Origin of the sequence: Mycobacterium sp. (assembly GCF_046091765.1) — a bacterium.
Taxonomy (GTDB): domain Bacteria; phylum Actinomycetota; class Actinomycetes; order Mycobacteriales; family Mycobacteriaceae; genus Mycobacterium.
The window spans coordinates 1-19,652 of the sequence record NZ_JBJTCF010000114.1; the positions used below are offsets into that span (position 1 = coordinate 1).

A 19,652-nucleotide genomic window follows, 5' to 3' on the forward strand; every position below is an offset into this window, starting at 1 on the left:
GGTCGGGGGCGGGGGCGGGGGCGCGGTGTTCGCCGCCGGGGCGGTGGTCGTCGGGGCCGGCGCCGTCGGTGTCGGGGTGGGCTTGCCGGCCGCGCGGGCCAGTTCCTCGACAAGGGCGGTGGCATGACGGGCCCGCTCGTCGGCGACGATCGCCAGAGCGGGTGCCACCTCGCGGGGAGCGGCCTTGGCCGCGGCCGCCGCGAGCTCGCTGTCAGCGCGGGCGGCCTCGAGCTCGGCCTCCAGCGGGTCGGGCGGCGGCGGCTGCGAGGAACAGGCCACCGCGGCCGGCCCGAGCAGTGCCGCGGCCAGCACGGCCAGTGCGCGCCGCCGGCTGACCTCGCAGCTGCGATCAGGGTCTGGCACGCCAACATCCTGCCATTGCCGCCCCGCCTGCTGGCGTATCGTTAGGGGTTGGATCCGACGAGCCGGGTGCGAACGCGGCCGACGAGAACAACTCAAGACGAGGAGCCCGCCGTGACGCAGCGGCCCCCGGGATTGCCGTCGCCCGAGCAGGTGACGGAGCTACTTGAGGATGATTTCGCGCGCGCGGGCTACGAGATCGAGGACGTCACCGTCGAGAAGAACTGCCGCCCGCCGCGGGTGACGGTGGTCGCCGACGGGGACACCCCACCGAGTCTGGACGACCTCGCCGAACTGTCCCGGGCTGCCGCCAGCCTGCTCGATCCCCTCGACACCGGCGGCTACGTGCTGGAGGTCACCTCGCCCGGCGTGGACCGCCCGCTGACGGCCGAGAGGCACTTCCGCCGGGCCCGGGGCCGGCGGGTGGAGATCCACCTCGCCGACGCGACCGTTCTCGGTGGACGACTCGGGCGGATCGCCGACGGCGCGGTCGAGGTGGCGGTTCGCGGTGGTGGGGGATGGACGGTGCGCAAGGTGCCGTTGGCCGACATCCGCCACGGGGTCGTGCAGGTCGAGTTCTCCCCGCCGAGCCCCGAGGAACTGGCCGTGCTCGGCGATGCCGCCGGCCGGGCAGGAGCAGCGGGATGAACATCGACATGGCCGCGCTGCACGCCATCGAAGTGGACCGGGGGATTTCGGTCGACGAGTTGCTCGACACCATCAAGTCCGCTCTGCTGACCGCCTACCGCCACACCGAGGGTCACCAGCCCGAGGCCCGGATCGAGATCGACCGCAAGACCGGCGCGGTCCAGGTGATCGCCACCGAGCTCGACGAGGACGGCACCGTCGTCAGCGAATGGGAGGACACCCCGGAGGGCTTCGGGCGCGTCGCGGCGACCACCGCCCGCCAGGTGATGCTGCAGCGTTTCCGCGACGCCGAGAACGAGCGGGTCTACGGCGAGTTCTCCGCCCGCGAGGGAGACATCGTCGCCGGCGTCGTCCAGCGCGACGCCCGGGAGAACGCCCGCGGCAACGTCGTGGTGCGGCTCGGCACCGAAGCCAAGGGATCGGACGGCACGATCCGGCCCGCCGAACAGGTTCCGGGGGAGAGCTACGAGCACGGCGAGCGGCTGCGCTGCTACGTCGTGGGCGTCACCCGGGGGATGCGCGAGCCCCGGATCGAACTCTCGCGCACCCACCCCAACCTCGTGCGCAAGCTGTTCTCCCTGGAGGTCCCCGAAATCGCCGACGGGTCGGTCGAGATCGTCGCGGTGGCGCGGGAGGCCGGGCACCGGTCCAAGATCGCGGTGCGCTCGAAGGTGCCCGGGCTCAACGCCAAGGGGGCTTGCATCGGCCCGATGGGCCAGCGGGTCCGCAACGTCATGAGCGAGCTTGCCGGGGAGAAGATCGACATCATCGACCACGACGACGACCCGGCCCGGTTCGTGGCCAACGCGCTGTCGCCGGCGAAAGTGGTGTCGGTCCAGGTCATCGATGCCACCGCCCGCGCCGCCCGGGTGATCGTGCCCGACTTCCAGCTGTCGCTGGCCATCGGCAAGGAAGGCCAGAACGCCCGGCTCGCCGCCCGGCTCACCGGCTGGCGGATCGACATCCGCAGCGACGTCGAGCCCGCCGGGGACCCGCCCGGAGTCCCGGCCGAACAGCGGTGACGCTAGACTGAGCCGTGATCCAGCGCGAGATTCCGGCCGCGCGGACGTGTCGCCCCACCGGACCGGTGCGGACCTGCGTCGGCTGCCGGAAACGAGGGTTGGCTGTCGACATGCTCCGAGTAGCGGCTCCCGACGCGGAGTCGGCGGGGACGACGGGGACGACGGGAAGCGGTCCGACCGCTCTCGCCGTCACCGCCGGCCACGGCCCGGGGCGGGGTGCCTGGTTACACCCTGATGATCACTGCCTGGCGGCAGCGATCCGGCGGCGCGCCTTCGCCCGAGCGCTGCGCATCCCCGGTACGCCGGACACGTCCGCGGTGGTGGAATACCTCACGAGGCTCCACCGCCCGGCCCTGGAGCAGAAGGCAGCGAAGAACATGAGCACACCGTGAAGTCCCGATGACTCGTCGTAGCTAAACCCGAGGCGCGGCCTACCCACCGCCCTCGAGAGATGGAGATGGAGTGGCAGGCAAGGCCCGCGTGCACGAGTTGGCGAAAGAACTCGGTGTCACCAGCAAGGAAGTCCTGGCTCGCCTCAGCGAGCAGGGCGAATTCGTCAAGTCGGCGTCCTCGACCGTGGAGGCCCCGGTCGCGCGCCGGTTGCGCGAGTCGTTCGGCGGGGTGAAGGCGCCCGAGAAGCCCCCCCAGAAGGCCGCCCCGAAGAAGTCCGCCGCCTCGGCGGTCGAGGGCGCCGTAGCCGTCGCGGCCCCGCCGCCGGTGGCCGAACCGGTTGCCGAACCGGTCGCCGGGCCGGTCGCGGCTCCGCCTCCGGTCCCGGCCCCCGAGCAGCCGGCGGCCGGTCCGCGGCCGGGTCCCCGACCCGGCGTTCCGCGCCAGCCCCGGGTGGGCAACAACCCGTTCTCCTCGGCACAGCCGGTCGAACGCCCGATTCCGCGCCCGCAGATCCCCCGACCGGGACCCGGTGGGCCGCGTCCCGGCATGCCCCGCCCCGGCGGAGCCACACCGGGCAGCATGCCGCCCCGCCCCGGCGGCGGGGTCGGCAGACCGCCGCGACCCGGCGGGCCGCGGCCCGGCGGCGGAGCCCGGCCGGCTCCCGGCCAGGGCGGCAGGCCCGGCGGCGGAAACTACCGCACCGGCGCTCCGGGCGGCGGCGCCCCGGCGGGCGCACCGGGCGGCTTCCGGGGCCGCCCCGGCGGCGGTGGCGGCGGGCGACCCGGGCAGCGCGGGGGTGCGGCCGGTGCGTTCGGACGTCCCGGCGGCGCACCGCGGCGCGGGCGCAAGTCCAAGCGGCAGAAGCGTCAGGAATACGACTCGATGCAGGCCCCCGTGGTGGGCGGTGTGCGGTTGCCGCACGGCAACGGCGAGACCATCAGGCTGGCCCGAGGCGCGTCGCTGAGCGACTTCGCCGAGAAGATCGACGCCAACCCCGCCGCGCTGGTGCAGGCGCTGTTCAACCTCGGCGAGATGGTCACCGCCACCCAGTCGGTCGGTGACGAGACCCTCGAGTTGCTCGGCGGCGAGATGAACTACGTCGTCCAGGTCGTCTCACCCGAGGACGAGGATCGCGAACTGCTCGAGTCCTTCGACCTGAGCTACGGCGAGGACGAGGGCGGCGAGGAGGATCTGGTGATCCGCCCGCCGGTGGTGACCGTCATGGGACACGTCGACCACGGCAAGACCCGTCTGCTCGACACGATCCGCCAGGCCAACGTCCGCGAGGGCGAAGCCGGCGGTATCACCCAGCACATCGGCGCCTACCAGGTCGCCGTCGAGCACGACGGAGTGGAACGCCCGATCACCTTCATCGACACCCCCGGTCACGAGGCGTTCACCGCGATGCGCGCCCGCGGGGCCAAGGCCACCGACATCGCGATCCTGGTGGTGGCCGCCGACGACGGCGTGATGCCTCAGACGGTGGAGGCCATCAACCACGCGCAGGCGGCTGACGTCCCGATCGTGGTGGCGGTCAACAAGATCGACAAGGAAGGCTCTGACCCGCAGAAGATCCGCGGTCAGCTCACCGAATACGGCCTGGTTCCCGAGGAGTTCGGCGGCGACACCATGTTCGTCGACATCTCGGCGAAGAACGGCACGAACATCACCGCACTGGAGGAGGCGGTGCTGCTGACCGCCGACGCCGCATTGGACCTGCGGGCCAATCCCGAGATGGAGGCCCAGGGTGTGGCGATCGAGGCCCATCTCGACCGCGGTCGCGGCCCGGTGGCCACCGTGCTGGTCCAGCGCGGGACCCTGCGCGTCGGTGACTCGGTGGTGGCCGGCGACGCCTACGGCCGGGTGCGCCGCATGGTCGACGAGCACGGCGAAGACGTCGAAGAGGCCTTCCCGTCCCGTCCGGTCCAGGTCATCGGATTCACCTCGGTTCCCGGCGCCGGGGACAACTTCCTGGTCGTCGACGAGGACCGCATCGCGCGCCAGATCGCCGACCGCCGCAGCGCGCGCAAGCGCAACGCCCTGGCCGCCCGGACCCGCAAGCGGATCAGCCTGGAGGACCTGGAGTCGGCGCTGAAGGAGACCAGCCAGCTCAACCTCATCCTCAAGGGCGACAACGCCGGCACGGTCGAGGCGCTCGAGGAGGCCCTGCTCGGCATCGATGTCGGCGAGGAGGTCGAGTTGCGGGTCATCGACCGCGGTGTCGGTGGCATCACCGAGACCAACGTCAACCTGGCTTCGGCGTCGGACGCCATCATCATCGGCTTCAACGTCCGCGCCGAGGGCAAGGCCACCGAACTGGCCAACCGCGAGGGGGTGGAGATCCGCTACTACTCGGTGATCTACCAGGCGATCGACGAGATCGAGAAGGCCCTCAAGGGCTTGCTCAAGCCGATCTACGAGGAGCGCGAACTCGGCCGTGCCGAGATCCGTGCGCTGTTCCGCTCCTCCAAGGTCGGCAACATCGCGGGCTGCCTGGTGCAGTCGGGGATCATCCGCCGCAACGCCAAAGCCCGTCTGCTGCGCGACAATGTCGTCGTCGCGGAGAACCTGACGGTCTCCTCGCTGCGCCGGGAGAAGGACGATGTCACCGAGGTCCGCGAGGGCTTCGAGTGCGGCCTGACGCTGACCTATTCCGACATCAAGGAGGGCGATGTCATTGAGACCTACGAACTGGTCGAGAAGGAACGGGTCTAGCCGGCATGAGCCCTGCTGATGGCTGATCCCGCGCGGGCGAAGCGGCTGGCCAAGCGGATCTCCACCATCGTCGCCTCGGCGATCGAGTACGACATCAAGGATCCCCGACTGGTCGGGGTGACGATCACCGACGCCAAGGTGACCGGAGACCTCCACGACGCCACGCTGTACTACACGGTGCTCGGACGCGCTCTCGACGAGGAGCCGGACTACGCCGGTGTCGCGGCGGCCCTGGAAAGTGCGAAAGGCCTGCTGCGGACGAAGGTCGGCGAAGGCACCGGTGTGCGCTTCACGCCCACGCTGAGCTTCGAGCTCGACACCGTCCCCGACACCGCGCACCGCGTCGACGAACTGCTGGCCCGGGCCAAGGCCGCCGACGCCGACGTCGCCCGCAAGCGGGCCGAAGCCACCCCCGCCGGGGATGCGCACCCCTATCGCGACGCGGAGGAGACCCCGGGCCGGGGTGGCTGAGCCGAAGGCTCAGCGAACCTGGGCGCGGCCCCGTTCGATCACCGATGCCCGACTGGCGGCGATGTCGTCGCCGGTGGCCGCGCGCATCCAGGCCCGGGCCGCTTCGGCCTCCAGCCACAGCCCCGCAGCGGTCTGCTCGGTGTCGATGCGGTGGTAGGAGTCCAGCAGTGCCCGCACCGCCTTCTGGTTGTTGCCCACGATGGCGGCGGCGATCGCCCGGGCGGCCGGCAGCAGGTTCTCGTGCGGGACCACCTCGGTGACCAGACCGGCCCGCAGCGCGTCGGACGCCGACAGATAGTCGCCGGTCAGGCTCATCCGCCGGGCCATGCCGACGCCGACCTTCTGCGGCAGCCGCACGCTGAGCCCCCAGGTCGGCAGCAGGCCCACCCGGGCGTGGGTATCGGCGAAGCGCGCCCGCTCGGAGGCGACCAGGATGTCGCAGTAGAGCGCCAGCTCCAGCCCCCCGGTGACGGCTGCCCCGTTGATCGCCCCGATCACCGGCTTGCGCATCGGCGGCCACTTCGGCGAGATGTCCGGCAGTTCCGTGGTGTCGCCGAGTTCCTTGAGGTCCAGCCCGGCGCAGAACACCGGGTCGGCGCCGGTCACGATCACCACATCGACAGCGTCGTCGGCCTCCGCCTCGCGCAGCGCGGCGAAGAAACGGCTGCGCAGCGCCGAGGACAGCGCGTTGCGGGCAGCCGGGCGGTTCAGCGTGAGGGTCCGCACCCGGTCGTCGGTCTCGGTCAGCAGGATGTCGGTGGCCTCGGCAGTCATGGCCTCACCGTAGCCCGGTGCTGTCATCGCCGGATGTGCCCCCGCATGGTTTGCTGATCGGGTGGCGATATTCCCTGCGGGTCAGGCCGGGGGCTAGGGTGGCAAGCCGGATCCTGATGGCGCTGCGGCGCCTGCGCAACGCGCGGAACCCCGACGTGACCGTCCTGCCCCATCCCGACGGGATGATCACCGACTGGGATGTCCCGGTCACCGTGCGTGACGGAACAGTGCTGCGGGTCAACGTCTTTCGGCCAGAAGGCGACGCGCCCGTGCCGGTCATCCTCTCCGCGCATCCCTACGGCAAGGACAATATCCCGGCCAAATCCGCCCGGCGTCACCCCAGCACCCAGTATCGCGCCTTCCCCCAGCCGCACCCCATCTGGTTTTCCGAGTGGACCGGGTGGGAGGCGCCCGACCCGGCCACCTGGGTGCCGCGGGGTTATGCGGTGATCAACGCAGACCTGCGCGGCGCGGGCACCTCGGGGGGCATCGGGGAACTGCTGTCGGGCCAGGAGCACCAGGACTACCACGACCTGATCGAGTGGGCCGGCACCCAGCTGTGGAGCTCGGGGCGGGTGGGATTGATGGGCGTCTCCTACCTCGCGATCAGCCAGTACGGAGCAGCGGCCACCCACCCGAAGCACCTCGCGGCGATCTGCCCCTGGGAGGGCTTCAGCGACGTCTATCGCGACCTGGCCTATCCCGGAGGGGTTCGCGAGGACGGCTTCACGATCATGTGGAGCGCGCTGACCGCGCGCCACACCCGGATGACGCAGAAGATGCGACCCGAATTCGTCGCGCGCACCGAACGCGACACCTGGTATGAGACCCATGCGCCGGCGCTGGAGCGCATCGACGTGCCGATGCTGGTCTGCGGCAGTTTCTCCGACCACAGTCTGCACACCCGCGGGTCATTCGAGGCATTCCGCCGGGTCTCCTCGCCGCAGCGCTGGTTGTACACCCACCGCGACGGCAAGTGGTCGGCCTTCTACTCCGCCGAGGCGGTGGCCGCCCGGGCGGCATTCTTCGATCACTTCCTCAAGGGCGAGGCCAACGGCTGGCAGGACACACCCGCGGTCCGGTTGGCCGTCTACGACCACGGCCCCGACCCGGTTGCGGTCGTCGGCGAATCCCACTGGCCACCGGCCGATCTCACCTGGTCGGCGTTGCACCTCGATGTCGACCGGCACCGGCTGTCCGATGAGCCGCCGCCGCAGGCGAGCACGGTGGAATTCGGGCTGCGGGACCGGCGGGCCGTGTCGCTGTGGTGGTCGGTGGACGAGGACCTCGACCTCATCGGGCATCTCGCGCTGCGGCTCTGGATCGGCTTGAAGGGAACCCGCGACGCGAATCTCTTCGTGGGCGTGCGCAAGTTCCGGCAGGGGAAGGAGTGCGTGTTCGAGGGGTCCTACGGGTTCGGTTTCGACATGGTCACCCGGGGCTGGCAGCGCGTCGCCCACCGCGAGCACGACGATGCCCTCAGTACCCCGTGGCAGCCGGTCTACACCCATCGGCGGGCGCAGCCCCTCGAGGCCGGCGAGGTCGTCCCGGTCGACATCGCGCTGCGCCCGCAGGCGACACGGTTGCGGGCCGGCGATGCGCTGCGTCTGGACATCCGGGGCTCCTGGCACTACCCGCGGAACCCGCTGACCGGACAGTTCCCCGCCGGCTACCAGGCCAGCCGGGCAGGCCGCTGCGTGCTCTACGGCGGAGGCGCCTACGACTCCCACCTGCTGGTGGGCCGGCGTCCGCCGCGTGACGAGCCGGTATGGGAGCCGGACCGGCGGGATCGGTGAGGGCAGCAGAGCGCCGTTAGGCTGATCTGCTGTGGCAGCCACGCTCTGGGCGATCAGCGATCTGCACACCGGCTACAGCGCCAACAAGCCGGTCATCGAATCGCTGTACCCGACGACGCCGGAGGACTGGCTGATCGTCGCCGGCGACGTCGCGGACCGTACCGACGACATCCGGTGGTCGCTGGACCTGTTGCGCCGGCGTTTCGCGACGGTTCTCTGGGTGCCCGGCAACCACGAATTGTGGACGACCGGAAAGGACCCCGTGCAGGTGTTCGGCCGCGCCCGCTACGACTACCTGGTCGAGATGTGCGACGAGATGGGTGTGCTCACCCCCGAACATCCCTACCCGACATGGACCGGCCCGGGCGGCCCCGCGGTCATCGTGCCGATGTTCCTGCTGTACGACTACACATTCCTGCCCCCCGGCGCGACCACCAAGGCCGAGGGGTTGGCGATCGCCAAGGGGCGCAACGTCTTCGCCACCGACGAGTTCCTGCTCTCCTGCGAGCCCTACGCGACCCGGGATGCCTGGTGTCGCGACCGGCTGGCCTACACCAGGGCGCGGCTGGACGAGCTGGACTGGGTGGTCCCGACGGTGCTGGTGAACCACTTCCCGCTGCGCCGCGAACCGTGCGAGGCCCTGTTCTTCCCGGAGTTCTCGCTGTGGTGCGGCACCGTGGCCACCGCCGAGTGGCACACCCGATACAACGCCGTCTGCTCGGTGTACGGCCATCTGCACATTCCGCGAACGACCTGGTACGACGGGGTGCGCTTCGAGGAGGTGTCGGTCGGCTACCCCCGGGAGTGGCACCGGCGCAAGCCGTACCGGTGGCTGCGTCAAGTGCTGCCCGATCCCGACTACGCCCCCGGATATCTCAACGAGTTCGGCGGCCACTTCGTGATCACCCCCGAGATGCGCGAGCAGGCGGAGACATTCCGGGCGCGTCTGCGCGCCAGACGCGGATGAGCGAGTTGATCGCGGCGGTGCTGCCCGAACTCGACGAACTGGTCTATGCCGAACTGTATCGAGATCCGCCGGGACTGGTGCCGCTGCAGGAAGAGGCGGTGCTGATCGAGCGATCGGTGGCCAAGCGGCGCAACGAGTTCGTCACCGTCCGGCACTGCGCGCGCATCGCCATGGAACGCCTCGGTGTGCCGCCGTCCCCGATACTGAAGGGGGAGAAGGGCGAACCGCGCTGGCCGGATGGACTGGTGGGCAGCCTGACCCACACCGAGGGGTATCGGGGCGCGGTGGTGGCCCGCACTCCGGCGGTGCGCTCGGTGGGTATCGACGCCGAACCCCACGACGAGCTGCCCGTCGGGGTGCTTGCGGCCGTCAGCCTGCCGCAGGAACGCCAGCAGATCACCGCGCTGCCGTCCAGCCTGCACTGGGACCGCATTCTGTTCTGCGCCAAGGAGGCCACCTACAAGGCGTGGTTCCCGCTGACGTCGCGCTGGCTGGGATTCGAGGATGCCGAGGTGAGCTTTGAGCTCGATACCGGCTCCGATGCGGGGGCGCACCCGGCCGGCGCGGCAGGCAGCTTCGTCTCGACGATCCTGGTCGACCCCGCGGCACGGTCCGGGCCTCCGCTTCGGGAGCTGGCCGGCCGCTGGTCGGTGTCCGGGGGTCTGGTGCTGACGGCGATCGTGCTGTGAGCGTTCCCGCGGGCATCGTCGTGATCGACAAGCCGGCCGGAATGACAAGCCACGACGTGGTGTCCCGCTGCCGCCGTATCTTCGGCACCCGCCGGGTCGGGCACGCGGGCACCCTGGACCCGATGGCCACCGGTGTCCTGGTGGTCGGCGTCGAACGCGCCACCAAGATCCTGGGTCTGCTGACCGCGGCGTCGAAGTCCTACGCGGCGACGATCCGGTTGGGCCGATCCACCACCACCGATGACGCCGAGGGCGACACGGTAGCGGACATCCCGGCCACGCACGTCGGCGATGAGGACCTCCACGCGGCGGTCGCCGCGCTGCGCGGTGACATCCGGCAGCGGCCTTCGGCGGTCAGCGCCGTGAAAGTCGGTGGCAGGCGGGCCTATCAACTCGTCCGCGCGGGCGAAGACGTGCAGCTGGCCGAACGGACGGTGCGCATCGACCGGTTCGACGTGCTGGCCATCCGCAGAAGCGCGCCGTTCGTCGACCTCGATGTGGCCGTCGACTGCTCGTCGGGCACCTACGTCCGCGCCCTGGCCCGCGACCTGGGCGCCGCGCTGGGTGTCGGGGGACACCTGACCGCGCTGCGCCGGACCCGGGTCGGCGGCTACCGGCTGGAGCAGGCGCACACCCTCGATGAACTCGTCGAAAACCCCACCCTCAGCCACACCCTCGACGAGGCCTGTCTGCTGAGCTTCCCGCGCCGCGACATCACCGCCGCGCAGGCCGGCGACGCGGCCCACGGCCGGCAACTGCCCGCGGCGGGCCTGCCCGGGATCTACGCGGCCACCGACCCCGACGGGCGGGTGATCGCCCTGCTGCAGGACCGTGACCGCGGAACCAAGTCCGTGGTCGTGATCCGCCCCGCGACGCTCTGACTGGTCAGGCGGGCCTGCCGTAGACCGCCACGACGACCGAGCGATCCAGGCTGTGCTCCGACCACACCCCGATCGCGGTGTTCGCGCAGTCGGTCATGATCGCGTAGGCGACCGGGTTGTAGTACCACTGGTTGATCACGTCGAGATTGTTGATCGCCAGGGCCGGATTGATCGCGACGGTCTGTGTCGCCACTCCGTTGAAACCGGCAGCGGCAGCGCGGCTTTGCGGCGTCGATCCGTCCGAACCCAGGTCGCCGTCGAGCGTCCGGTTGTTCAGGACATCGCGGGCGTGCCACTGTGCGGCCAGCCGCAGCGCCGGGGTGACTTTGATGTCGCTCGTGCACCCCGCCTGATGCTGGAGCGTGTAGACATTGGCGACGACCCCGCTGTTCAGCCGCGAGTTGTCGGCTGAGGCGACCGGGGCGACCGGGGCGACGACGGCCGGCCCGGCCAGGGCCAGTGCGAGGGATGCCAGGGCCGCGAGCGGCCGGTGGATCGTCATCGTTCAGCTCCCCAGGTCCGGGCCGCCGGTGTAGTGCACCGCGGAGTTGCGCAACTGCCATATCAGTGCGGGGCACAGCTCGTTGACGGCCTGGTTGATCAGATACGCCGCCTGGTAGTCATCATCGGTGTTGAAGTCGGTCTTGACCTGGCCGACCACATCGGAGTACGTCGGAGCCTGGCGTACCCGTTCGCAGATCCCGTTTCCGTAGGCCAGTGCCGCGTCGGCGTTGGGAAAGTTGTATCCCGGCCGTACGGTCACGTTCACCAGGTAGGCCACCGTGTCGGCCTGAACGGGCGGCGCCACCGCCAGGGCGGAAACGGTGCAGGCGGCCGCGATCAGGGCGGTGCCGGGGACTCGTCGGAGGTCCATCACAGAAGTGTCCCAAATTCCGCGCCGGCCCGCCTGCGAAGGCGGCGCTTTCGGCGCCGGGCCCGGTACGCGCCGTAGGCTGGTGGGCGTGGAACGCTGGCGTGGGCAGGACGAGATTCCCTCGGACTGGGGCCGCTGCGTGCTGACAATCGGGGTGTTCGACGGGGTGCACCGGGGTCACGCCGAGCTGATCGCGCGGGCGGTGAAAGCGGCCCGCGCGCGCGGCGTGCCGACCGTGCTGATGACCTTCGATCCGCACCCGATGGAAGTCGTGTTCCCCGGCAGCCACCCCGCGCAACTGACCACCCTGGCGCGCCGGGCCGAACTGGTCGAGGACATGGGCGTCGACGTCTTCCTGGTCATGCCGTTCACCGCCGACTTCATGCGGCTGACCCCGGAGCGCTACATCCACGAGTTGCTCGTCGAACGGCTGCACGTCACCGAGGTGGTCGTCGGCGAGAACTTCACGTTCGGAAAGAAGGCGGGCGGCACGGTCGCCACCCTGCGCAAGGCGGGGGAGCGCCTCGGATTCCTCGTGCAGTCGGTCTCCCTGGTCACCGAGGAGCACCAGAGCGAGACGGTCACGTTCTCCTCGACCTACATCCGTGCCTGCGTCGACGCCGGCGACGTGGTGGCCGCAGCAGACGGGCTGGGTCGCCCGCACCGCGTCGAGGGCGTGGTGGTGCGCGGTGACGGACGGGGCAGGGGACTGGGGTTCCCTACCGCCAACATCGCCCCGCCGATGTACTCGGCCATACCGGCCGACGGCATTTACGCCGCCTGGTTCACCGTGCTGGGCCGCTCCGGCGCGGGTCCGGCCGCCGGACCGCTTCAGCCCGGCGAGCGCTACCCGGCTGCGGTGTCGATTGGCACCAACCCCACCTTTTCCGGCCGGACCCGCACGGTCGAGGCCTTCGTGCTGGACGCCGACGCCGACCTGTACGGCCAGCACGTCGCGGTGGACTTCATCGCCCGCATCCGCGGCCAGGCGAAATTCGATTCGGTCGACGGGCTGGTCGCGGCGATGCGGCGCGACACCGACCGCGCCCGGGCGATCCTGGCGTCTCAGCGCTGACCTGCGCGATTCGCCCGAGCGCTGTCCCCGTTGTTAGGGTGATCACTGCGCCTGCTGCAGTTCGCGGTGGCCGGCGCCGATGTTCACCCCGCGGACCGAATGATGGAGTTACTCCCTGTGGCGTTGACTGCCGAGCAGAAGAAGGAAATCCTGGGCTCCTACGGCCTGCACGAGACCGACACCGGTTCGCCGGAGGCCCAGGTCGCGCTGCTGACCAAGCGGATCGCCGACCTCACCGAGCACCTCAAGGCGCACAAGCACGATCACCACTCGCGGCGCGGTCTGTTGCTGCTGGTGGGCCGCCGCCGGCGGTTGCTCAAGTACGTTGCCCAGGTCGACGTCGAGCGCTACCGCTCGCTGATCGACCGACTGGGCCTGCGCCGCTGACCGGCGGCGCACCGGGTAGCATCGGAAACCGTGGGGGCCGCCAGTCGGCCCGCACAGCGGGTGTGGCCCGCGCGACTCGCGCGCGCCGTTCCCGCGTCTCCCCAGCGAGGCTGCCGTTCGGCGGTCTTCGGTAGTGGCTGCCGGGCTGGATAAACCCAGGCCCGGCAGCTTCGATCGACGGCCGCGTTGCGGGCAGGCCGTGGCTGCAGCGGAGACGCGCAATTGAACAGTGAAACGAAAGGCTGCACGGACGCTCATGTCTGTAGCTGAAATTGACGAAGGCGTGTTCGAATCGACCGCCACCATCGACAACGGGAGCTTCGGCACCCGCACCCTGCGGTTCGAGACCGGCCGGATGGCCCGGCAGGCGGCGGGTTCGGTTGTCGCCTACCTCGACGAGGAGACCATGGTCCTGTCGGCGACAACCGCCGGCAAGACCCCCAAGGAGCACTTCGACTTCTTCCCGCTCACGGTCGATGTCGAGGAGCGGATGTATGCGGCCGGGCGCATTCCCGGCTCGTTCTTCCGCCGGGAGGGACGCCCCTCCACCGACGCCATCCTGACCTGTCGGCTGATTGACCGCCCGCTGCGTCCGTCGTTCGTCGACGGCCTGCGCAACGAGATCCAGGTGGTCGTCACGGTGATGAGCCGCGACCCCAACGACCTCTACGACGTGCTCGCCATCAACGCCGCCTCGGCGTCGACCCAGCTGGCCGGGTTGCCGTTCTCCGGACCGGTCGGGGCGGTACGGGTCGCGCTGATCAGCGGCCGGTGGGTGGCCTTCCCCACCGTCGAGCAGCTTGAGGACGCGGTATTCGACATGGTGGTGGCCGGGCGGACCCTGCCGGACGGCGACGTCGCGATCATGATGGTCGAGGCCGAAGCCACCGAGAAGGTGGTGGAGCTGGTGGCCGGTGGTGCCCAGGCGCCCACCGAGGCCATTGTCGCCGAAGGCCTGGAGGCCGCCAAGCCCTTTATCGCGACGCTCTGCGCGGCGCAGCGTGAGCTGGCTGACCGCGCCGCCAAGGAGACGGCCGACTATCCGCTGTTCCCCGACTACGGCGATGACGTGTTCGCCTCAGTCGTCGAGGTGGCGTCCGGCTCGCTGTCCGAGGCGCTGACCATCGCCGGGAAGCAGGAGCGCAACGATCGCACCGACGAGATCAAGGCCGACGTGCTCGACCGGCTGGCCGAGACCTATGCCGGCCGCGAGAAGGAGGTCGGCGCGGCATTCCGTTCGCTGACCAAGAAACTCGTGCGCCAGCGCATCCTGACCGATCATTTCCGCATCGACGGCCGCGGGATCACCGACATCCGGGCGTTGAGTGCGGAGGTCGCGGTCGTCCCGCGGGCTCACGGAAGTGCACTCTTCGAGCGCGGCGAGACCCAGATCCTGGGTGTCACGACGCTGGACATGGTCAAGATGGCCCAGCAGATCGACTCGCTGGGGCCGGAGACGAGCAAGCGCTACATGCACCATTACAACTTCCCGCCCTACTCCACCGGGGAGACCGGACGGGTCGGCTCGCCCAAGCGGCGCGAGATCGGCCACGGCGCACTCGCCGAGCGGGCGCTGGTCCCGGTCCTGCCCAGCGTGGAGCAGTTCCCCTACGCGATCCGGCAGGTGTCGGAGGCGCTGAGCTCCAACGGATCGACCTCGATGGGTTCGGTGTGCGCCTCGACGCTGGCGCTGCTCAACGCCGGGGTACCGCTGAAGGCCCCGGTCGCGGGCATCGCGATGGGGTTGGTCTCCGACGAGGTCGACGGTCAGAAGCGCTTCGTCGCACTGACCGACATCCTCGGCGCGGAAGACGCGTTCGGGGACATGGACTTCAAAGTGGCGGGCACCAAGGAGTTCGTCACCGCGCTCCAGCTGGACACCAAGCTCGACGGGATTCCCTCGAGCGTGCTCGCCGGCGCCTTGGCGCAAGCCAAGGAAGCGCGGCTGGCGATCCTCGAGGTGATGGCCGAGGCAATCGATCGTCCCGACGAGATGAGCCCCTACGCCCCCCGGGTCACCACCATCAAGGTGCCGATCGACAAGATCGGCGAGATCATCGGGCCCAAGGGCAAGATCATCAACGCCATCACCGAGGAAACCGGCGCGCAGATCTCCATCGAGGACGACGGCACCGTCTTCGTCGGTGCGGTCGACGGTCCGTCAGCACAGGCCGCGATCGACCGGATCAACGCGATCGCCAATCCGCAGCTGCCCAAGATCGGTGAGCGGTTCCTCGGGACCGTCGTCAAGACCACCGATTTCGGCGCGTTCGTGTCCCTGCTGCCCGGCCGGGACGGACTGGTCCATATCTCGAAGCTGGGCCGGGGCAAGCGGATCGCCAAGGTCGAGGATGTGGTCAAGCTGGGCGACAAGTTGCGGGTCGAGATCGCCGACATCGACAATCGCGGCAAGATCTCGCTGATACTCGTCGACGAAGAGGCACCCGCCGAAGCACCCGCGCCGTCCGCCGATGTCGCGACGGCCAGCAGCTAGACCGGGACTCCACGGGGGCCGGCGCCGCCGCCCATCGGCCGGACAGAGTGCGGTGTCCCGCACCGTGCTGCCGGGCGGGCTGCGGGTCGTCACCGAATACGTGCCGTCCTCGCGGTCGGCCTCCGTCGGGGTGTGGGTCAACGTCGGCTCGCGTGACGAGAGCCGTGGTGTGGCGGGGGCCGCACACTTCCTGGAACATCTGCTGTTCAAGGGCACTCCGACGCGTAGTTCGGTCGACATCGCGCGCGCGGTCGATGCTGTCGGCGGTGAGCTGAACGCCTTCACCGCCCGGGAGCACACCTGCTACTACGCCCATGTCCTCGATGAGGATCTGGAGCTGGCGGTCGACCTGGTCGCCGATGTCGTCCTCAACGGAGTGTGCGAATCCGCAGACGTCGAACTCGAACGCGACGTCGTGCTGGAGGAGATCGCGATGCGCGACGACGACCCCGAAGACACCATCGGTGACGTGTTCCTCGCCACGATGTTCGGTGACCACCCGCTCGGACGGTCGGTGATCGGCAGCGTGGAGTCGGTGTCGGCGATGACGCGAAAACAACTGCACTCCTTCCACACCCGCCGCTATGTGCCCGAACGGATGGTGCTGGCAGTCGCGGGCAATGTCGATCACGACCGGGTGGTCGCGTTGGCCCGCGAGTCCTTCGGTGCCCGGCTGACCCGGGGCAGAAAGCCGCAGCCGCCGCGCAAGGGCACGGGCCGGGTGCCCGGGCGCCCCGGCCTGGCGCTGGTCAAGCGGGACTGCGAACAGACCCATCTGACGCTGGGGGTGCGTGCGCCCGGCCGGACGTGGTCGCACCGCTGGGCGCTGAGCGTGCTGCACACCGCGATCGGCGGCGGCCTGAGCTCGCGACTGTTCCAGGAGATCCGGGAATCCCGGGGCCTGGCCTACTCGGTCTACTCCGCGGTCGACACCTTCTCCGACAGCGGGGCGTTCTCGGTGTACGCCGGATGCCAGCCGGAGCGTTTCGATGAGGTCGTCCGGCTCACCGCCGAGATTCTGGAGTCCGTGGCCCGCGACGGCATCAGCGACGCCGAGTGCCGCATCGCCAAGGGTGCGCTGCGCGGGGGAATGGTGCTCGGTCTGGAGGATTCGGCCTCCCGGATGAACCGGCTGGGCCGCAGTGAACTGAACAACGGCCGATACCGCAGCATCGCCGACACCCTGCGGCGCATCGACTCCGTCACCGTGGACGAGGTCAACGCGGTGGCCCGCAAGGTTTTGCGCGGATCCTTCGGCGCGGCGGTGCTCGGTCCGTACCGATCCACGCGCGCGCTGCCGTCCCGGCTTGCCGCCCTCACACGCTGATCGGCTGCAGCCGCGATCCCAGGGTCTCGTAGACCGCGCCGATGGTGTCGCGGACAAAGGTGGTGCCGGCAGGCCAGTAGCTCTGATACCAATCCGCGGTGACAAGGTTCACCGATGGCTTGAAATTGGTGCGGATCCACTGCTGAAGCGGCGAGTAGATGGCGAACGGATACCCGGCCAGCAGGATGACACTGGCGGCCATCTGCTCGTTGGAGCCCGGGCCGAGCGTGAGAAGGCCGGTGGCGAGGCTGACCGCGTTGAATGTGTTCTCGCCGAACATCCCCCAGATCGTCCCGGGCGGACGGGTCGCCAGATTCCCCTCGTCGCGGTCCAGCAGGGCGGGGGCCGACTGGACGCCGACGTACGGACGGTAAATCGTGGCGTCCGGCCACAGCAGGGGGTCGGCGGCGACGACGGCGGCGTTGTTGTAGACGACGATGACGTTCTTGTCGATCGCCCACAGATCGGCGAGCGTCGCGGAGGTTCCGATCGAGCTCGGGACCATCCGCGAGCCGAAGGCGGCCTTCATCTCGGCGACGACCTCCGCGTGGGTCTGGGCGGTGAAGTTGTTGATGCCCTGGACGTAGACGACGAGCAGTTCCTTCGGGTGTTCGTTGGCGAAGGCTCCGATGTCCCCGATCCCGACGCTGGCCAGTGCCGAGCGCAGGCCGTGTTCGAAGTAGACCTGGCCGTCGGGTTCGTTGGTCAGCCGAAGGTCGAGGTAGCGGATCCCGGAGCTCAACTGGCCGTAGAGGTCGTTGTTCTGGGTCTTGCCCCACGCCGCGGCGATCGGCTTGACGATCAGATCCTGCAGGAACCCGGGCAGCTCGGTGAGTATCCCGAATTGGCTCTTGCCGGTCAGCGCCCACTCCGAGCGGGCCGTGACGGCGTAGCTGCCGGAGTCGTGGGTACCCGGGATCGGCAACTGGGTCAGCGGCAGATGTGACAGCGCCGGCAGGTCCGCCATCCAGGTGGCGGGGTCGACGGTCATCGGGCCGAGGGCGTCGACGGAGTAGCCGAAGGAGACCGATTGCGGCCGCTGGCCCGACAGGTCCTCGCCGGAGGCGTTGAGGAACCGGCGGCCCTCGTTGGTGTAGCCGAGCGCATCGAGCAGCACCGGGCTCGTGGCCGGGTCCGCAGGGTCCAGGGGCGCGGCGTCGCGGTAGAAGATCTTGTCGGGCTGTTCGCAGTCGTCGGCATAGGCGCACTGCGGCGCGTCGGCCGGTACGAAGCCCCCGTACTCGAGTTCCACCCAGGCGTCGGTGAGCCCGTTGGCCGCCGCGAACTGTGTGAGTGTCTGTCCCGGGTCGGAGTACAGCTGCGCGAAGTCGCCGGCCACGATGACCGCGCGGCCGACCGAGTTGCGCGCGATGAAGTCGGAAAGCTGGGCGATCTCGGCGTTGGTGAGATCACCGCCGCTGGCGTCCAGGTTGTACACGTCGATCGACGAACCGCCGGGGATGTGCTGGCGGGAGTAGCTGAACCCACCGGGATAGAACAGGTCGGGCCGGGTGTTCCAGGCCTGACGATTGAGGCCTTCGATGTAGTACCCGGAGAAGGAGTTCAATCCGTCGGAGAAGGGCAGCCCGGCCGGCCACAGCCAGGTGGGCACCGCCGGAGGCGTTCGATCGGGGAAGGCCGTCTCGGCGACCAGAAATGGGTGATAGGCGACGTCCTGCTGGACGTTGACGATATCGAAAGCGTTGATTCGCGAACCGATTTCGACGGTGTTCGGTATCCGGTACAGCGGTCCGGGCTGCCCGGAGACGTTGTAGGTCAGAACACTGAACTCACCGGTGATGTCGGTGTAGGCGGCGGTACCGGGATCGGGCCTGATGTCGACGTTGTTGAACACGGTCGCCGTCGCGGTGACCCGGTGCCCGCCGTCGAGGCTGGTGTTGAGCACACCGAATGCGGCGTCGAGGAACCCGTCCCACAGGTGCACGTGCGGTGTGGTGTCGTCGCTGGCGATGAAGGAGAACGTGTCCGTGCCGGTGTAATCCTCGGTCGGGCTGTAGGTGAACGTGCCGGTCGTGTTGTCGACCACGACGGTTCCGCGGCCGGGACCGCCGGGCATGCCGCTGCCGGGTACCGAGTAGGTCAGCCTTTTGCCGTCGGCGTCGACGGCGCTGAAGGGGATCGGTCCGCTGGTCGAGCCGACGGCGAGGTCGAGTTCGATCTGCATCGGGGCGGCTACCGGCGTGCTGGGGAAGAAGACCCGGCGAAGCGGCGCCGGCAGCGGGCTGCCACTCCACCACTGGTAGAGGTTGGCGAAGGTATCGACCCAGACGCGAAGGTCCTCGGCCAGGCTGGCGACGGGGTTGGCCACGGGGTTGGCCACCGCGCGGGTGACCGATGGCGGCGCCACCGCAACCGTGGCTCTGAGCACCGGGGCCGGACGGGTGACGTCCGCGCGAAGGCCGCGCCGCGCCAGGTTCAGGGCCCCGGCGAGCACGTCGGCCGACGGGCCGGCAGGCCGTCGGGACAGCCGGTCAAAAACCGCGTCGGGCCGGGGCCGCGAAACTGGCACGGTACGAGATGCCGGGGAGGTGGCCGCCCGCTGCGCCCGGCCCGGCCGGTCGGCCGCACGTGGCGCACCCGGCCGCGCGGGACCTGCGGAAACCGGCGCAGAGCCGCCGTCGCCCGCGTCAACGTCGGCGCTCGCGACGTCCGCCGCCCCGATCACGAACAGCGACAGCCCGAGAGCGGCAGCGCTCGCGCCGATCTTGGCACCCCAGGTAAGTCCCACCGAGGGAGAACTTACTGGATGAACTCGGTG

The 19,652-nt window shown here is 69.9% G+C and carries 17 protein-coding genes and 1 pseudogene; 13 read left to right on the forward strand and 5 right to left on the reverse strand.

Annotation, left to right across the window (positions count from 1 at the left end; all coding sequences use genetic code 11):
* A pseudogene (locus ACKOB8_RS12535) lies at positions 1 to 363 on the reverse strand (hypothetical protein); the annotation flags it as partial.
* Between the two features lie 111 nt (positions 364 to 474).
* Here ACKOB8_RS12535 and rimP point away from each other — a divergent pair.
* The 5 genes from rimP (at position 475) to rbfA (ending at position 5,609) form a co-directional block, all read left to right on the forward strand.
* Complete coding sequence (gene rimP, locus ACKOB8_RS12540) at positions 475 to 1,008, forward strand: ribosome maturation factor RimP (RefSeq protein ID WP_526377695.1); 534 nt, start codon at positions 475 to 477, stop codon at positions 1,006 to 1,008.
* Positions 1,005 to 2,030: a transcription termination factor NusA gene (nusA, locus tag ACKOB8_RS12545; protein WP_526377697.1), complete on the forward strand. Its 1,026-nt coding sequence runs from the start codon at positions 1,005 to 1,007 to the stop codon at positions 2,028 to 2,030. Before rimP ends, nusA begins: the two co-directional genes overlap by 4 nt.
* A gap of 110 nt (positions 2,031 to 2,140) precedes the next feature.
* Complete coding sequence (locus tag ACKOB8_RS12550) at positions 2,141 to 2,422, forward strand: DUF448 domain-containing protein (RefSeq protein ID WP_526377699.1); 282 nt, start codon at positions 2,141 to 2,143, stop codon at positions 2,420 to 2,422.
* A 70-nt stretch (positions 2,423 to 2,492) separates the two neighbouring features.
* Positions 2,493 to 5,138 (forward strand): translation initiation factor IF-2, encoded by a 2,646-nt coding sequence (gene infB, locus ACKOB8_RS12555; RefSeq protein WP_526377701.1) that lies wholly within the window; start codon positions 2,493 to 2,495, stop codon positions 5,136 to 5,138.
* An 18-nt stretch (positions 5,139 to 5,156) separates the two neighbouring features.
* Entirely contained in the window at positions 5,157 to 5,609 is a 453-nt protein-coding gene (gene rbfA, locus ACKOB8_RS12560) for a 30S ribosome-binding factor RbfA (RefSeq protein ID WP_526377703.1), read from the forward strand.
* A gap of 9 nt (positions 5,610 to 5,618) precedes the next feature.
* Here the strand turns inward: rbfA and ACKOB8_RS12565 are convergent, their stop codons facing one another.
* Positions 5,619 to 6,383 (reverse strand): enoyl-CoA hydratase, encoded by a 765-nt coding sequence (locus ACKOB8_RS12565; RefSeq protein WP_526377705.1) that lies wholly within the window; start codon positions 6,381 to 6,383, stop codon positions 5,619 to 5,621.
* A gap of 116 nt (positions 6,384 to 6,499) precedes the next feature.
* Between ACKOB8_RS12565 and ACKOB8_RS12570 the strand changes: the two genes are divergently transcribed.
* The 4 genes from ACKOB8_RS12570 to truB are packed head-to-tail and all read left to right on the forward strand — an operon-like array spanning position 6,500 to position 10,716.
* The gene (locus ACKOB8_RS12570) at positions 6,500 to 8,179 is read left to right on the forward strand and encodes a CocE/NonD family hydrolase (RefSeq protein WP_526377824.1); all 1,680 of its coding nucleotides are present in this window, start codon (positions 6,500 to 6,502) and stop codon (positions 8,177 to 8,179) included.
* 31 nt (positions 8,180 to 8,210) lie between these two features.
* Positions 8,211 to 9,146 (forward strand): ACP phosphodiesterase PptH, encoded by a 936-nt coding sequence (gene pptH / locus ACKOB8_RS12575; RefSeq protein WP_526377707.1) that lies wholly within the window; start codon positions 8,211 to 8,213, stop codon positions 9,144 to 9,146.
* Positions 9,143 to 9,835, forward strand: a complete 693-nt coding sequence (gene pptT, locus ACKOB8_RS12580; RefSeq protein WP_526377709.1) for a 4'-phosphopantetheinyl transferase PptT — start codon at positions 9,143 to 9,145, stop codon at positions 9,833 to 9,835. The genes pptH and pptT overlap by 4 nt, the downstream gene beginning before the upstream one ends.
* Positions 9,832 to 10,716: a tRNA pseudouridine(55) synthase TruB gene (gene truB / locus ACKOB8_RS12585; protein ID WP_526377711.1), complete on the forward strand. Its 885-nt coding sequence runs from the start codon at positions 9,832 to 9,834 to the stop codon at positions 10,714 to 10,716. Before pptT ends, truB begins: the two co-directional genes overlap by 4 nt.
* A 4-nt stretch (positions 10,717 to 10,720) precedes the next feature.
* Here the strand turns inward: truB and ACKOB8_RS12590 are convergent, their stop codons facing one another.
* Both ACKOB8_RS12590 and ACKOB8_RS12595 read right to left on the reverse strand, forming a co-directional pair.
* A complete protein-coding gene (locus ACKOB8_RS12590) occupies positions 10,721 to 11,218 on the reverse strand; it encodes a CAP domain-containing protein (protein WP_526377713.1) in 498 nt (165 codons plus the stop codon).
* Positions 11,219 to 11,221: 3 nt separating this feature from the next.
* Positions 11,222 to 11,590: a DUF732 domain-containing protein gene (locus ACKOB8_RS12595; RefSeq protein ID WP_526377715.1), complete on the reverse strand. Its 369-nt coding sequence runs from the start codon at positions 11,588 to 11,590 to the stop codon at positions 11,222 to 11,224.
* Between the two features lie 88 nt (positions 11,591 to 11,678).
* On the opposite strand from ACKOB8_RS12595, the gene ACKOB8_RS12600 reads away from it, so the two are divergent.
* The 4 genes from ACKOB8_RS12600 to ACKOB8_RS12615 all read left to right on the forward strand — a co-directional run bounded on the left by ACKOB8_RS12600 (position 11,679) and on the right by ACKOB8_RS12615 (position 16,873).
* Entirely contained in the window at positions 11,679 to 12,665 is a 987-nt protein-coding gene (locus tag ACKOB8_RS12600) for a bifunctional riboflavin kinase/FAD synthetase (protein WP_526377717.1), read from the forward strand.
* A gap of 117 nt (positions 12,666 to 12,782) precedes the next feature.
* On the forward strand, positions 12,783 to 13,052 hold the full coding sequence (rpsO, locus tag ACKOB8_RS12605) for a 30S ribosomal protein S15 (protein ID WP_526377719.1): 270 nt from the start codon (positions 12,783 to 12,785) through the stop codon (positions 13,050 to 13,052).
* A 256-nt stretch (positions 13,053 to 13,308) separates the two neighbouring features.
* Positions 13,309 to 15,546 carry a polyribonucleotide nucleotidyltransferase gene (locus tag ACKOB8_RS12610; protein WP_526377721.1) on the forward strand — a complete coding sequence of 746 codons (2,238 nt, stop codon included), beginning with the start codon at positions 13,309 to 13,311 and terminating at the stop codon, positions 15,544 to 15,546.
* The gene (locus ACKOB8_RS12615; protein ID WP_526377723.1) at positions 15,524 to 16,873 is read left to right on the forward strand and encodes a M16 family metallopeptidase; all 1,350 of its coding nucleotides are present in this window, start codon (positions 15,524 to 15,526) and stop codon (positions 16,871 to 16,873) included. Before ACKOB8_RS12610 ends, ACKOB8_RS12615 begins: the two co-directional genes overlap by 23 nt.
* Here the strand turns inward: ACKOB8_RS12615 and ACKOB8_RS12620 are convergent.
* Positions 16,863 to 19,622: an Ig-like domain-containing protein gene (locus ACKOB8_RS12620; protein ID WP_526377725.1), complete on the reverse strand. Its 2,760-nt coding sequence runs from the start codon at positions 19,620 to 19,622 to the stop codon at positions 16,863 to 16,865. The two genes, ACKOB8_RS12615 and ACKOB8_RS12620, sit on opposite strands and share 11 nt — an antisense overlap.
* Between the last annotated feature and the right edge of the window lie 30 nt (positions 19,623 to 19,652).